At 70.0% G+C, this 13,392-nt stretch carries 12 protein-coding genes; 11 read left to right on the top strand and 1 reads right to left on the bottom strand.

Going from position 1 to position 13,392, the window contains the following annotated elements; genetic code table 11:
- Positions 1-138 precede the first annotated feature (138 nt).
- On the top strand, positions 139-621 hold the full coding sequence (locus tag HBK84_RS08220) for a small multi-drug export protein (RefSeq protein ID WP_098055181.1): 483 nt from the start codon (positions 139-141) through the stop codon (positions 619-621).
- A gap of 129 nt (positions 622-750) precedes the next feature.
- Here the strand turns inward: HBK84_RS08220 and HBK84_RS08215 are convergent, their stop codons facing one another.
- Positions 751-1,962, bottom strand: a complete 1,212-nt coding sequence (locus HBK84_RS08215; RefSeq protein WP_167318631.1) for a dicarboxylate/amino acid:cation symporter — start codon at positions 1,960-1,962, stop codon at positions 751-753.
- Positions 1,963-2,166: 204 nt separating this feature from the next.
- On the opposite strand from HBK84_RS08215, the gene HBK84_RS12670 reads away from it, so the two are divergent.
- The 10 genes from HBK84_RS12670 (at position 2,167) to HBK84_RS08165 (ending at position 13,355) form a co-directional block, all read left to right on the top strand.
- Entirely contained in the window at positions 2,167-3,810 is a 1,644-nt protein-coding gene (locus tag HBK84_RS12670) for a hypothetical protein (protein ID WP_206069140.1), read from the top strand.
- Positions 3,797-4,837 carry an HAD-IIA family hydrolase gene (locus HBK84_RS08205; RefSeq protein WP_167318630.1) on the top strand — a complete coding sequence of 347 codons (1,041 nt, stop codon included), beginning with the start codon at positions 3,797-3,799 and terminating at the stop codon, positions 4,835-4,837. Before HBK84_RS12670 ends, HBK84_RS08205 begins: the two co-directional genes overlap by 14 nt.
- The gene (locus HBK84_RS08200; protein WP_064845384.1) at positions 4,834-5,070 is read left to right on the top strand and encodes a hypothetical protein; all 237 of its coding nucleotides are present in this window, start codon (positions 4,834-4,836) and stop codon (positions 5,068-5,070) included. Before HBK84_RS08205 ends, HBK84_RS08200 begins: the two co-directional genes overlap by 4 nt.
- Positions 5,067-5,810: a TlyA family RNA methyltransferase gene (locus HBK84_RS08195; RefSeq protein ID WP_167318629.1), complete on the top strand. Its 744-nt coding sequence runs from the start codon at positions 5,067-5,069 to the stop codon at positions 5,808-5,810. The genes HBK84_RS08200 and HBK84_RS08195 overlap by 4 nt, the downstream gene beginning before the upstream one ends.
- Positions 5,811-5,888: 78 nt before the next feature.
- Positions 5,889-6,986 (top strand): NAD kinase, encoded by a 1,098-nt coding sequence (locus tag HBK84_RS08190; RefSeq protein ID WP_240918906.1) that lies wholly within the window; start codon positions 5,889-5,891, stop codon positions 6,984-6,986.
- Positions 6,983-8,695 (top strand): DNA repair protein RecN, encoded by a 1,713-nt coding sequence (gene recN, locus HBK84_RS08185; protein ID WP_167318628.1) that lies wholly within the window; start codon positions 6,983-6,985, stop codon positions 8,693-8,695. Before HBK84_RS08190 ends, recN begins: the two co-directional genes overlap by 4 nt.
- Positions 8,696-8,727: 32 nt before the next feature.
- Positions 8,728-10,443, top strand: coding sequence for a CTP synthase (locus HBK84_RS08180; RefSeq protein WP_167319171.1), 1,716 nt, complete (start codon positions 8,728-8,730; stop codon positions 10,441-10,443).
- 3 nt (positions 10,444-10,446) lie between these two features.
- Positions 10,447-11,103 (top strand): NUDIX hydrolase, encoded by a 657-nt coding sequence (locus HBK84_RS08175; protein ID WP_167318627.1) that lies wholly within the window; start codon positions 10,447-10,449, stop codon positions 11,101-11,103.
- A gap of 128 nt (positions 11,104-11,231) precedes the next feature.
- Positions 11,232-12,146, top strand: a complete 915-nt coding sequence (locus HBK84_RS08170) for a site-specific tyrosine recombinase XerD (RefSeq protein ID WP_064845390.1) — start codon at positions 11,232-11,234, stop codon at positions 12,144-12,146.
- 228 nt (positions 12,147-12,374) lie between these two features.
- Positions 12,375-13,355: a D-alanyl-D-alanine carboxypeptidase family protein gene (locus tag HBK84_RS08165; protein ID WP_167318626.1), complete on the top strand. Its 981-nt coding sequence runs from the start codon at positions 12,375-12,377 to the stop codon at positions 13,353-13,355.
- Positions 13,356-13,392: the final 37 nt, after the last annotated feature.

The following is a 13,392-nucleotide window of genomic DNA, read 5'->3' as shown; positions in this document are numbered from 1 at the left end:
CGTGGCCATGGTGGTGACGCGGGCTCACTGCCGCGAACGGTCCCCGCGCGGAAGAGTGGTGGGCAGAAGGGCACGACAGCCCGAACACACGTCCACAGCGCGGCGCTCAAGCACCCGCCGGAGGAGAGGAAGAACGCCATGCAGTGGTTGCAGGAGAATGTGGAGGCCGCGGGGCAGACCGTTCAGGCCCTGTTCCTGATGCTGGGCGGGGCGATCCCGTTCATCGAGTCCTACGGGGCCTCGGCGGTGGGGGTCATCGCGGGGATCCATCCCGTGATGGCGGTGCTCTTCGCCGTGATCGGCAACATCGTCTCCATGACCCTGTTGGTCCTGTTCGCGGAGCGGGTCCGGAAGTTCTTCACGCGCAATCGGGACGAGCGCAAGGAGCCGAGCAAACGTCAGCAGCGTTTCGTGAGGATGTTCGAGAAGTACGGGGTGGCCGGGGTGTCAATCCTGGGTCAGGCCGTGCTGCCCAGTCAGATCACCTCGTCCATGATGGCCGGGGCTGGCGTGGCCAAGGGGAAGATCATCTTCTGGCAGTGCATCTCGATCGTGCTGTGGGGTGTCCTGTTCGCCGGCCTCGCTTCGGCGGGACTCTCCGTGATCACCGGGGTCTCCTGAGCGGGTGTTCCCTGAGCGGGCCACCCGTACCGGCACCCGGCCACGAGATGACGACGACGGCGCGTCGCACAGTGCGACGCGCCGTCGTTATGGATCGCAGGTGCGGGCTGCGAGGCCCGCACGAGATGGTCAGACGGTCGACTCCGCGGGGGCGTCACGCAGGCGCCCGTTCTTGTCCTTGAGCATGCGGTCCATGACGGCGGCGATGGCGCCGTCGCCGGTGACATTACATGCGGTGCCGAACGAGTCGATGGCCACGTAGGTGGCGATCATGAGCCCCACGGCGGTCTCGTCGAAGCCCAGGGTGGACTGCAGGATGCCGACCGCGGCCATGATCGCGCCGCCGGGGACACCGGGCGCGGCGACCATGGTCACGCCCAGCAGCAGGATGAACCCGATGTACTGCCACGTGTTGATGGGCATCCCCGAGATGGTCATGATCGCCAGGGAGAACAGCACGATCTTCATGGTGGACCCGGAGAGGTGGATCGTGGCGCACAGGGGAATGGTGAACCCGGCGACGCGCTCGTCCACGCCGTTGCGCTTGGTACATTCCAAGGTCACGGGGATGGTCGCCGCGGACGATGACGTGCCCAGCGCCGTGGCGTACGCCGGGAGCATGTTCTTGAGCATCACGAACGGGTTGCGCTTGGCCACGAGGCCCGCCAGGCAGTACTGGATGATCAGGATCACCACGGTCATGATGAACGCCAGGATCACCACGCGCAGGAAGGTGGAGATCACCAGGACGATCTGCCCGTTCATGGTGAGGCTCAGGAACATGCCGAAGATGTAGACGGGCAATAGCGGGATGATGATCTTCTCCACGATCCGCATCACGATCGTGCGCAGCTCCCCGAACCCGCGGTGCAGGGAGTTGCCCTTGACGAACGTGATCCCCACGCCGATGCAGAAGGCCAGGATGAGAGCTGTCATCACGTCGAACACGGGTGGCATGGTGATGTCGAAGAACCCGCTCAGGGCGTGGTCCTCCGGGTTCTCCAGCCCGTTGACGGACCTGTCACCGCCCAGCAGCCACGGGTAGCTCGCTTTGGCCACGAGGAACGCCAGGAGACCGGCGAAAATGGTGGACCCGTACGCGATGGCCGCCGTCACGGCCAACCACTTGCCCGCGCCCCGCCCCAGATCCGCAATGGCCGGTGTCACGAGGCCCACGATGATCAGGGGGATCAGAAACCCCAGGAACTGGCTGAAGATGCCGTTGAAGGTTATGAACACCCGTGCGAGCCATTCCGGGAAGAAGAGGCCGAAGACGACGCCCAGGACGATGGCCACGAGGACCCGCAGAAGCAGGTTTTTGGAGAGGGATCTCAAACGCATGCTTCATTATGTACGGCGCCCACCCTCCTGCGGTTCACTCCGCGCGCGGATCATCCCGCCGCGGCCCGTTCGAGTGCCGCGACCGGCCCGTCCATGGCGTTGGGAGTGCTCCGCGCACCGTTTGTAGAATGCTCTTCGAGAACATCCGGCGGTGCCAGATCCCGCCCCCGCACCATGGCCGCAGGCCGCAGTAGGAGACACCCCTTGAGCGAATCTGAACAGCACGGTTCCCACGATCGTTCCGATCGTCGACGCGGCGGGGGTGACCGCGGCGGCCGGTGGGGCCGTGACGAGCGCGGTTCATCCCGCGGTGGGGGAGACCGCCGGTTCTCCCGGGGCGACGACGATCGTCGGGGCACGGATCGCCGTGGCTCCGATCGCTCCTCGTACCGCGGGGGCTCGGGGGGCCGTCCCGGAGATCGGGACGGTTTCGGCGGCCGAGGCGGCAGCGGACGCCGTTCATCCGGCGACGACGCTCGCAGCGGATACCGGGGCCGGGACGAGCGGGCGGGGAGTTACGGCGGGCGCGGTGACGAGCGCAGGAATGATGACCGGCGAGGCGGCTACCGCCGTGACGACGATCGACGCGGTCCGCGCGACGGCGCTCGTGGTGAGGAACGGGGCGGCTACGGGCGTCGGGACGACAGGCGTGAGGGCGGCTACGGGCGTCGGGACGAGCGTGGTGACCGGGACCGTCGTGAGGGCGGCTATGGACGTCGGAACGACAGGCGTGAGGGCGGCTACGGGCGACGTGATGATCGCGGGGACCGGGATCGCCGGGACGGGGGCTTCGCGGGCCGGGGCGGTGACCGGGCTCGTCAGGGCGGCGGGCGCGGCTTCGGAGCGCGCGACGAGCGCCGCGACTACCGTGACGACCGGCGCGGTGACGCACGTGGCCCCGAGCGCGATGACCGCCGAGATGCCCAGCCGCGGTTCGTGGCCCCGGACATCGACGCGGACGTCACGGGTCGGGAAATCGACCGGACCGTGCGCCGGGAACTGCAGGCCCTCGAGGCGAGCAATGCCGAGCGGGTGTCCAAACACCTCGTGATGGCGGCGCGCTATCTCGACGACGATCCCGAATTCGCCCTTGAACACGCGAACGCCGCCGTGCGTAAGGCGGGGCGGATCGGCGCTGTGCGCGAGGTTGCCGGGATCGCGGCGTATGCGGCCGGTGACTACGCGCTCGCCCTGAAGGAGTTGCGCACCCACCGGCGGATCTCCGGTTCGCAGGCACACCTGCCGCTCATGGTGGACGCCCAGCGTGCCCTGGGCCGCGTGGACAAGGCCATGGAAGAGGCCATCTCGGATGCCGCTGATGCGCTGGACGCCGAGGGCAAGGCCGAGCTCGCCATGGTCGTGTCCGGGATCCACGCCGACGCCGGTGACGAACAGGCCGCGCTCGCGGCGCTCGAGATCCCCCAGCTCGACAAGAACCGCGGGTTCTCCTACAGCCCCAAACTCTTCCGCGCGTACGCGGACGCCCTGCGCGCGGTGGGTCGCGACAGCGAGGCCATGTCGTGGGATCGCCAGGCCATCGTCGCGGAGGCGGCGCTGGGCATGGGCCAGTTCTCCGAGCCCGAGATCGTGGACCTGGGTGACGACCTGGACGAGGACGACGCTCGGCGCACCGTCCGGGAGGCCCAGAAGCGACACAGCGCGGACCGCCCCAGTGATGACGCCCCCGAAGTGAGCACGGACTCCGACGAGGAGGCGGCCCCTGCGCGGGTGGAGACAGCGCCGTCGGACGACGCGGCCGCTCCGGGTGACGCGTCAGCCGACAACCACGCACCCGCCGAGAGCGCCGACGGCGAGCACGGGACGGACACCGGTCATGACCGCAACTGATCCCGCCCGCGAGGAGGGGAGCGAGGACGCGACGCTCATCGAACGGTTCGACGCCTTGCTGTGCGATCTGGACGGTGTGGTCTACGCGGGACCGCACGCGATCGACGGCGCCCCGGAGAGCCTCAAGCGAGTGAAGGACTCGGGGCGCGCGGTGATGTACGTGACCAACAACGCATCCCGATCCCCCGAAGCGGTGGCCGAGCACATCTCGTCCCTCGGCGCTCCCGCTCGGACGCAGGACGTGGTGAGTTCCGCCCAGGCAGCCGCGGCTTTGCTGGCGGAGCGACTCCCGCGGTCGGCGAAAGTGTTGATCACGGGGGCACAGGCGCTCGCGGACGAGATCCGCGCCGTGGGACTGACCCCCGTGATCTCCCAGGACGAGCAACCGGAGGCCGTGGTGCAGGGCTTCGACCCGCACATCGGATGGGAGCACCTCGCCGAGGCCGCCTTCACCCTTGCGGACGACGCCGTGCTGTGGTGCGCGACCAACACCGACCGCACCATCCCCAAGGAACGGGGGATCGCCCCCGGCAACGGGACGCTCGTGGCCGCTGTTGCCGCGGCGTCGGGCCGGGAACCCGTGGTCGCGGGCAAACCCGAGGCCCCCATCTTCCGCGAGGCGGCCGAGCGCGTCGGCGCCCGCAACCCCGCAGTCGTGGGGGACCGGCTGGACACCGACATCCTCGGGGCCAACAACGCGGGCATGCCCGGGATCGAGGTGTTCACCGGGGTGGACTCGCCGCGTTCGGTGCTCGCCGCGTGCACGTCCCAGCGCCCCACCTACTTCCTGGGGAACCTGCGTGAGCTGTTCGAACCGTATCCCCGGGTGGACGTCACGCACGACGGCGACCGGTTCCGCGCGCGGTGCCGCGAGGCCGTCGCGGAGACCGACAGCACCGCCGTGACGGTCACCGCGCCTCGCGACAGCCTGGACGGTTGGCGCGCTGCATGCGCCGCGTGGTGGGCCGCCCATCCCGACGTCGACGTCGCTCACGAACCGTCGCTGACGTGGCAGGACCCCGCGTGAACGAGGAACACCCCGAGCCCCCGCACACCGGCCTGGACCCCGTGGACCGCGTGCTCGCGCGTGAAGCAAACATCGCCGCGCTCCCCGTCACGGAACAGGCGGCGGCGTACGAGGTCCTGCACGAGGAACTGGAGCGGATCCTCAACGCGTCTCCGGGTTCGTTGCCCGCCGGGCTCATCGACTCCGTGACGGAGCCTGGGTCGGACGCCGCGGGGGAGCGGGAGCACCCGTGAACGATCGGCTCGACCGGGCGCTGACCGCGCGCGGTCTCGCCCGGTCCCGCACCGTGGCCGCCGCTCTGATCAAGGCCGGGCGCGTGAGTGTGAACGGGTCCGCGGCCACGAAACCCTCCGCCGTGGTCACCTCGGAGGCCACGCTCGAGGTCGCGGCAGCCGAGGGCGAGGAGTACGTGAGCCGCGCCGGGCACAAACTGGCCGGCGCGCTCGAACGGTTCCCGGACGTGTACCCTGCGGGCAAGCGCTGTCTGGATGCGGGGGCGTCCACCGGAGGGTTCACGGACGTCCTGTTGCGCCGTGGTGCGCGCGAGGTCGTGGCGGTGGACGTGGGGCACGACCAATTGGTCCCCGAACTGCGCGCGGACCCCCGCGTCCGGGTCCACGAGGGGCTCAACGTGCGCTACCTGGATTCCGCCGAGATCGGCGGCCCCGCCCAACTCACGGTGTGCGACCTCTCCTTCATCTCCCTGACCCTCGTGGTCCCTGCGCTCGCGGCGGCCACGGAGCGTGGAGGGGACCTGTTGCTCATGGTCAAACCCCAGTTCGAGGTGGGGGCGCACGCGCTGTCCCGCACCGGCGTCGTGACGTCCGACGCCGCGCGGGAAGCGGCGGTGGAGCGCGTACGGGCGTGCGCGCGCGACGCCGGGCTCGAGGTCCTCGGCACGGCGCCCAGTCCGCTGCCGGGCCAGGACGGCAACGTGGAGTTCTTCGTGTGGTGCCGCAGCCCGAAGCACTGACCGCGTCGGGGCTCTCGCGTAGTGTTGGCTGAGTCAGCCCACCGTGGGAGTCGATCGCAGGAGGATGGTCTTCAGCTCGTGAGCCGGAAAATCTTGGTGATGACCCACACGGGGCGGCACGAGGCCAAGGAAGCGGCCCGCCAGTCCTGCGAACAACTGCACGACGCCGGGCTCGTACCCGTCCTCTGCCGCCCGGACCTCGAGGCCCTGCGTGCGGACGGGTCGGACATGGCACCCGTGGAGATCCTCGAGGAGGACGTGGCGCTGCGCGAGATCGAGATCGTCATGGTGCTCGGCGGTGACGGCTCCATCCTGCGCGCGGCGGAACTGGTGCGCGGAGTGGACACCCCTCTGCTGGGCGTCAATCTGGGTCACGTGGGCTTCCTCGCCGAGTCCGAGCGTTCCGGGCTGAGCGAGACCGTGGAGGCCATCGTCGACGGTCGCTACACGGTGGAGCGGCGCATGGCCCTGGACATCACCGTGTGGGAGCAGCGCCGAAAAGTCCTGCACACGTGGGCGCTCAACGAGGCCTCCGTGGAGAAGGGCAACCGGGAGAAGATGATCGAGGTCGTCACGGAGGTGGACCGCAGGCCGCTGTCCACGTTCGGGTGTGACGGCGTGGTCATGGCCACCCCCACCGGCTCCACGGCCTACGCGTTCTCCGCGGGTGGTCCCGTGGTCTGGCCGGAGGTCGAGGCCCTGCTCATGGTCCCGCTGTCCGCCCATGCCCTGTTCTCCCGCCCCCTCGTGATCTCCCCGCGCTCCATGATGGCCGTGGAGGTGCTCACCCGCACGGATGCCCGCGGTGTCCTGTGGTGCGACGGACGGCGAACCGTGGACCTGCCCCCGGGATCGCGCATCGAGGTGCGCCGGTCCGAGAAGTCCGTGAACCTGGCCCGCATGCACGCGACCCCGTTCTCCGAACGCCTCGTCAAGAAGTTCGAACTGCCGATCGCCGGATGGCGTGGCCCCATGCCCAAGGAACAGCTCGAGGCCCTCACCTCGGCCCTGTCTGTCGTGCAGCCCACCACCAAGGTGGTCGCTCAGGACGAGGAACAACTCAAGCTCAGCGTGGGCCGGGAGATCCCGCACCACAACGACGCGCCCTGGCTCGATGGCGGCCCCTCGACCGGTGAGCGGACCGGCGACCGGCCGGACGGGACCTCCCGGTCATGATCGAGGAGATCCACATCCACGACCTCGGCGTCATCACGGACGCCGTCCTGCCCCTGGGCCCCGGGTTGTCGATCCTCTCGGGTGAGACCGGCGCGGGGAAGACCATGGTGGTCACCGCGCTCGGCATGCTGCTCGGCAACCGCGCGGACGCCGGGTCCGTGCGCTCGGGCAGCACCAAGGCGCTAGCGGAAGCCACCGTGCGGGTGCCGTCGGACCACGCCGCTGTGGCGCTCGTGGAGGAATCCGGTGGTGCGGTGGACAGCGAGAGGGTCAATGGCACCGAGGAGTCCCTGGTCCTGCTCTCCCGCACCGTCTCGGCCGAGGGGCGCAGTCGCGCCCATGTGGGCGGCCGTTCCGCACCGGTGGGCACGCTCGGCGCCGTCGGTGAGACCCTCGTAGCCGTCCACGGGCAGTCCGACCAGCTACGCCTGAAGTCCCCGGCGGCCCAGCGCACGGCGCTCGACGAGTACGCCGGCGTGGACGTTGCCGAGGAGCTCGCCACCTACCGCGGCAAACTCGCGCGCTACCGGGAGGTCGTGGCCACGTTGCGCGCGGCCAAGGAAAACTCCCGCGAACGAGCGCTGCAGGCCCAGGCGTTGACCACCGCGCTCGAGGAGATCGACGCCGTGGAGCCCGTTCCGGGCGAGGACGCCCAGTTGGACGCGGAGAGCGAGAAGCTCACTAACCTCGAGGCCCTGCGCGGTGCGGCATTGTCCGCCCACGGGGCCCTGAGCGGATCCGACGCGGACGACGAACCGGACCTCAACGCCGTCGCCCTGCTGTCCCACGCGCAACAGGCGCTCGACCTCGTGGCGGAGTCCGACCCCGAACTCGTGGCCCTGGCCACCCGGGTGCGGGAGCTGACCGTGGTCGCCGCCGACGTCGCCGCGGACCTCTCGGGATACGCGAGCGGTCTGGACGAGGACGGTCCCGCGCGGCTCGCCGAGGTCGAGGCCCGCCGCAGTGCCCTGCGCGCGCTGACCAAGAAGTACGGTGCGAGCATCGACGAAGTGCTGTCCTGGGCGGACGAGGCCCGGACCCGGCTCGAGGGGCTCGTGGTGGACCCCCAACGCGAGGAACAGCTGCGCGCGGAGGGCGAGAGCCTGCATGCGGCCCTCGTGAAGCACGCGACCAGGCTGTTGGAGCTGCGACGGGTGGCCGCCAAAAAACTCGCGGGCGCCGTGAGCGAGGAACTGAGCGCGCTGGCCATGCCCAACGCGTCCCTCGTGGTGGCGGTGGAACCCTCCGAGCGTTTCACGGACGACGGTAGGGACACGATCGAGTTCATGCTCGCGCCCCACCCGCAGGCCACACCCCGCCCGCTGGGCAAGGGTGCCTCCGGTGGTGAGCTCTCGCGCATCATGCTCGCGCTCGAGGTGGTGCTCTCCGAGGTGGACCCCGTGCCTACGTTCGTGTTCGATGAAGTCGATTCCGGTGTGGGCGGCAAGGCTGCCGTAGAGATCGGCCGGCGGCTGAAGATGCTCGCCAAGAACGTACAGGTGCTCGTGGTGACCCACCTTCCCCAGGTCGCTGCGTTCGCGGATCAGCACATCCTGGTGACCAAGTCCTCGGACTCGAGCGTCTCGGACGTGAAAGTGCTCACGGACGAGGAACGCGTGGTGGAGCTGGCCCGCATGCTCGCGGGCCACGAGGACTCCCGTGCGGCCCGCGAACACGCGCGAGAACTCGTGCGGGACGCCACCGCATGACCGACGACCCCCAACGCCCCGACGAGACACGAATGGTAGGCTCGAATCCCGTGGTGAATGCTCAGGACGCCGCCCACGAGGCAGGCACAGAAAAGAACGACGGTAAGGTGACCCGACAGATCTTCGTCACGGGAGGTGTGGCCTCGTCCCTCGGCAAGGGGCTCACCGCGTCCTCACTCGGGATGCTTCTGCGTTCGCGCGGCCTGTCCGTGACCATGCAGAAATTGGATCCGTACCTCAACGTGGATCCCGGAACCATGAACCCCTTCCAGCACGGTGAGGTCTTCGTCACGGACGACGGCGCCGAGACGGACCTGGACATCGGTCACTACGAGCGCTTCCTGGACGAGAACCTGGACGCCTCCGCGAACGTGACCACCGGTCAGGTGTACTCCACGGTGATCGCCAAGGAACGCCGCGGCGAGTACCTGGGTGACACCGTGCAGGTCATCCCGCACATCACGGACGAGCTCAAGCGCCGGATGCGCCGCCGCGCCGATGACGAGAACGCCCCGGACATCATCATCACCGAGATCGGCGGCACGGTCGGTGACATCGAGTCCCAGCCCTTCATCGAGGCCGCGCGCCAGGTGCGCCAGGACGTGGGTCGGCGCAATGTGTTCTACCTGCACGTGTCCCTGATCCCGTTCATCGGCCCGTCCGGTGAGCTCAAGACCAAGCCCACCCAGCACTCCGTGGCCTCGCTGCGCGGTCTGGGCATCCAGCCCGACGCCCTCGTGCTGCGCTGCGACCGGGACGTCCCGGACGCGATGCTGCGCAAGATCGGTGCCGCGTGCGACGTGGACCTGGACGCCGTGATCTCGTGCGCGGACGCCCCCAGCATCTACGACATTCCCAACACCCTGCACAGCCAGGGTCTGGACACCTACATCCTGGACTACCTGGGTCTGGACTACCAGGACGCCGATCTACGACAGTGGTCCCGCCTGCTCACCGCGGTGCACGAGCCCGAGCACCACGTGACGGTCGCGCTCGTGGGCAAGTACATCGACCTCCCGGACGCGTACCTGTCCGTGTCCGAGGCGCTACGGGCCGGTGGATTCGCGAACAACGCCCGCGTGCACATCAAGTGGGTCGCCTCCGACCTGTGCGACACCCCAGAGGGCGCCCAGCGCGAACTCGGTGACGTGGACGCCGTCCTGATCCCCGGGGGCTTCGGCATCCGTGGGCTCGAGGGCAAGCTCGGCGCCCTGCGCTGGTCCCGTGAGCACAAGGTGCCCACCCTGGGGCTGTGCCTCGGGCTGCAGTGCATGGTCATCGAGTACGCGCGCGACGTCGTGGGCCTGCCCAACGCCTCCTCCACCGAGTTCGACCCGGACACGGACACTCCCGTGATCGCGACCATGGAGGAGCAGAAGCAGTTCGTGGAGGGCGCCGGTGACCTGGGCGGCACCATGCGTCTGGGCCTGTACCCCGCCGCGCTGGCCGAGGGTTCCGTGGTGGCCGAGGCCTACGGTGCCACGGAGGTCTCCGAGCGTCACCGCCACCGCTACGAGGTCAACAACGCGTACCGCGACGCCCTCTCGGAGGCCGGGCTGCGGATCTCGGGCACGTCCCCGGAAGGCACGCTCGTGGAATTCGTGGAGCTGCCCCGTGAGGAGCACCCCTACTACGTGGCCACGCAGGCACACCCCGAGCTGGCCTCCCGCCCGACCCGTCCGCACCCGCTGTTCGACGGCCTCGTCAAGGCCGCTCTCGAGCGCCGGGGCGTCCAGGCCAAGGGCTGAGCCGTGGAGTACACGAGCATCACCGCCGAGCAGCTGACGGATCGCCCGGATCCGCACACCGTCACGGATTCGCGGACCGTCTACGACGGCGCCATCTGGGACGTGTGCAGTGAGTCCTTCCGCATGGCGGGCCAGGAGGAACCGCTGACCCGGGAGTTCATCACGCACCCGGGGGCGGTGTCCGTGGTCGTGCTGGACGAGAAGGAACGAATCCTGCTCATCAACCAGTACCGCCACCCCGTGCGCAAGCGGATGTGGGAGATCCCAGCGGGGCTGCTCGACGTGTCCGGGGAACCCGCGCTGCAGGCGGCCCAGCGCGAGCTGGGCGAGGAAGCGGATCTCACGGCCCGGACCTGGCACACGCTCGTGGACTTCGACAACTCGCCGGGCTCCTCGGCGGAGGCCAACCGGATCTTCTTGGCCCGTGACCTGAGCGAGGTCCCCGAGTCCGAGCGGTTCGAACGCGAGGGCGAGGAGGCGGAGATCGTGGCTGGTTTCGCGGACCTCGACGACGCCGTGGCCGCGGTCATGGCCGGGCGGATCACGTCCCCTACGGCCACGCTCGGCATCCTCGCCACGCACATCGCGCGGTCCCGGGACTGGGCCACGCTGCGCGCACCGGACGCCGAATGGACCTCGCGGCCGCGGCACGAGGGGTGAACGACTCCCTCGAGCCGCACGGTCCCATCACCGAACCACTGCCGATCGTGGACGGGGGACCGAGGGCGGGTGCGGCGCCGTCGGACTCGACGACCGAGGCGGAGGCCGCACCGGAACTGCGGCGGGCCGTGGCGCGTTACCTGGACCACCTCGTGGTCGAGCGCGGACTCGCAGCGAACACCGTGAGTGCGTACCGCCGGGACCTCGCGCGCTACCTGCAGCACCTCACGGCGACCGCCGCGCACGTGCGCGTGCCCAGGGACATCACGGCCGATCACGTGCGGGCGTTCGTGCGGAGCATCCGCGAGGGCGACGCCGGCCACCCGGCGCTGTCCGCGCGCAGCAGTGCGCGGGTGCTCGCGGCGGTGCGGGGGGCCCACGCGTTCTGGGTCACGGAGTCGAGCGTGGACACGGACGTCGCGTCCCGCGTGAGCCCGCCCATGCCGCCGCAGCGGCTGCCCAAGGCCATCGGCGTCACGGAGGTCGAGAACCTCCTGGCCGCCCCGGACCCGGACACACCCGCGGGACTGCGGGCCCGGGCGTTCCTCGAACTGCTGTACGCCACGGGTGCGCGTATCTCCGAGGCCGTCGCGCTGGATGTGGACGACCTCGCCGGTCTGCACGACGAGGACCTCGCCCTGATCCGTGTGACGGGCAAGGGCGCCAAGCAACGGCTCGTGCCCGTGGGATCGTTCGCCGTGGCGGCCCTGGACCGCTACCTTGTCCGGGCCCGCCCCGAGTTGGCGCGGCACGGTCGGGGGAGCCCGGCGGTGTTCCTCAATGCTCGCGGCACGCGGATCTCGCGGCAGACGGCGTGGAACATGGTCAAGGACGCCGCGCGCACGATCCACCAGGAGGAGCGGATCACGCCGCACACGCTGCGCCACTCGTTCGCCACGCACCTGCTAGAGGGCGGCGCGGACCTGCGGGTTGTGCAGGAACTGCTGGGACATGCCTCCCTGGCCACGACCCAGATCTACACGCGCGTGTCCGTGGAGTCCCTGCGCGAGGTCTACGCGACGTCCCACCCGCGAGCGCGCTGAGCCGGCAGCGTCGGGGCAGCGCACTGAGCCGACCACGTCGGGAGCCGCAGCACACGGAGTGGGTGACGTTCCGCCCGCACACCGAGCCGGCGACGTCGCCCGCCGCACCGCCCGGAGCCCGGGACCTCCCGTGCGTGGGCGCCGGGCCCGCAAGGGGCGGGGAGCGGCGTCGTCGGCTGTTCGCCCATAGGCCGACCGCGCGTCACGCGCAACACCTATTGTGGCCTCATGCGAACCGTCATGCGTCGTCCGGCCCTGCTCACCGCCCTGTTGGCCGCGCTGCTGCTCGTGGGCGGCATGGCACCGGCCCACGCCGGGGCGGGGATCGACAACGAGTACCGCGCCCTGCCGAATCCCGGCGCATGGTTGGGCAAGCCCACGTCCGCCGAACGCTGTGGCCTGCGGGACCGCGGCTGCTATCGGCAGTACCAGAAGGGCACGATCCACTGGACGTCCACGACCGGTGCGCGGGCCCAGCGCGGCGGGATCCTGGCGAAGTGGCGCGCGGAGGGTTCCGAGCACGGGGCCCTGGGGTACCCCGTGACGCGTGAGACCTGCACGGGTGGCACGTGCGAGGTCCGCTACCAGCGCGGCCGCATCACCTGGACCGCCCAGGGAGGAGCGCGGGTGCACCGGGACATCGACGATGCCCGCAGCGTGTCCGTGGTCGTGAACAAGAAACGCCCGCTGTCCCCGCGCACCTACGCCCCGGCTCCGTTACGTTCGGTGGGCGGGGGAGTCCTGCTACGGGACGACGCTGCAGCGGCCTACCAGCGCATGAGCCGTGCCGCGGCCGCACAGGGGGTCACGCTGGTCCCGGTGAGCGGGTACCGCGACTACGACACCCAAGCGCGCCTCTACCGCGAGTACACGGCCCTGTACGGACAGGCCACCGCCGACACCATTTCCGCGCGGGCCGGTCACTCCGAACATCAGACCGGCCTCGCGATCGACGTGGGCGCCCCCGGGGCCACCTGCGGTCTGCTCCCGTGCTTCGGCAACACCCCACAGGGGAAGTGGATCGCCGCGAATGGGCACACCTACGGGTTCGTGGTGCGCTACCCCAACGGGCACACCGCAACCACCGGGTACGCCTACGAACCGTGGCACCTGCGCTACGTGGGCACCGCCACGGCCACGAGTTTGAAGAACAGCAGGTCCGCGACGGTGGAGTCCTACATGGGTCTGCCGCGGGCCCCGAAGTACTGACGACGGCCCGCCACCTCTCACGTGTGAAGGGGCGGCG

Origin of the sequence: Kocuria sp. KD4 (assembly GCF_011769905.1) — a bacterium.
Classification (GTDB): domain Bacteria; phylum Actinomycetota; class Actinomycetes; order Actinomycetales; family Micrococcaceae; genus Kocuria; species Kocuria marina.
This window is presented reverse-complemented; position numbering and strand designations above follow the sequence as displayed.

Coding starts and splice junctions, on each gene's coding strand:
- HBK84_RS08215 (WP_167318631.1), bottom strand. CDS start 1,962: ATGCGTTTGAGATCCCTCTCCAAAAACCTGCTTCTGCGGGTCCTCGTG.
- HBK84_RS08165 (WP_167318626.1), top strand. CDS start 12,375: ATGCGAACCGTCATGCGTCGTCCGGCCCTGCTCACCGCCCTGTTGGCC.
- recN (WP_167318628.1), top strand. CDS start 6,983: ATGATCGAGGAGATCCACATCCACGACCTCGGCGTCATCACGGACGCC.
- HBK84_RS08180 (WP_167319171.1), top strand. CDS start 8,728: ATGGTAGGCTCGAATCCCGTGGTGAATGCTCAGGACGCCGCCCACGAG.
- HBK84_RS08220 (WP_098055181.1), top strand. CDS start 139: ATGCAGTGGTTGCAGGAGAATGTGGAGGCCGCGGGGCAGACCGTTCAG.
- HBK84_RS08205 (WP_167318630.1), top strand. CDS start 3,797: ATGACCGCAACTGATCCCGCCCGCGAGGAGGGGAGCGAGGACGCGACG.